The sequence below is a fragment of the Ligilactobacillus equi DSM 15833 = JCM 10991 genome (assembly GCF_001435735.1).
In the GTDB taxonomy this organism is placed as follows: Bacteria; Bacillota; Bacilli; order Lactobacillales; family Lactobacillaceae; genus Ligilactobacillus; species Ligilactobacillus equi.
This window is the reverse complement of record NZ_AZFH01000115.1, coordinates 1-965: the sequence shown is the minus strand read 5'-3', so window position 1 is coordinate 965 and position 965 is coordinate 1. Positions and strand designations below refer to the sequence as shown.

The 965-nt window shown below is 38.7% G+C and carries 1 protein-coding gene; it reads left to right on the top strand.

Annotated features, from left to right (window positions below):
- On the top strand, positions 1-912 hold a 912-nt coding region (locus FC36_RS07345), incomplete at its 5' end, for a hypothetical protein (RefSeq protein WP_235805815.1).
- Positions 913-965 lie beyond the last annotated feature (53 nt).

Sequence of the window (965 nt, the reverse complement as noted above, 5' to 3'; positions counted from 1 at the left end):
AAAGAGATTCGCAGACTCCTAACAAGAAAAGTTGAGAAGCAAATAAGGGAGATGAGTGCAGAAGAAATCGAGGCTAAGTTAGATGAATTAGAAAAGAAGGTAGAGGAACAACGATCTAAGCGAGAAGAGCGAGAGAATAAAGCGAAAAGAGAAGTGCAGGAAGCCTTTGATGATTTAGCGGGAGCGGTATTTGGAAGAGATACTTTTTTAGTCTTAACAAAGAAGCAGGCAAAGTATGAACACTTGTTGAATGTTTATCGTATGGAAATAGCTCATACCATAACAAATCGGGCGTTAAGTAATCCTTCAAGTCGAGCATTATTATCCGAATACGAGGGAGATGAGATAGTCCTGACGGGAATTATCTCAGATTTTGAGTACAATGAGAAGACGCCTTTAAAAAGTAGGATACTGCTAGAAAATCCAGTCCTACAAGCGTTTATCAACGGAAATATGATATATAATCTCCCGAAGAATAAGTACGTTGATAGCCATATCTGGGTATCGATGAACAAAATGGGAAGTGCCAAAAAAATTACTACCTTGTCGATTGGTGACATAGTTAAACTACAAGCTAATTTGAAGATTTATCGTGGCGTAGGTGATTATGGTATCAAATCTGATAAATACGGTTTAGAAAACATCATGATTATTTCAAATGGCGTGCCTTATGAAGCTGATGGGAAGATCGAACTAAAAGATAACTACAACCATCATGGAGATTGGGTAGCTAAAATGTACAATCGTGGCGTAAAAGATGGGCAGATGATTATAGACTATGATATAAAACCAAGTGTACATCCCAGTTACCAAGAGAGGATGAGTGGGAAAGTTTCCTATGCAGATGCGTTTGAGTATCAGAAGGCGATATTTGAGCGTTTGGAAGCTGAAGGTGAGTCAGAAAAGGGATAACAGGAAGGTATCTAAGCGGGGCTTAGGTGCCTTTTTAATAGGTGTAAGAATAG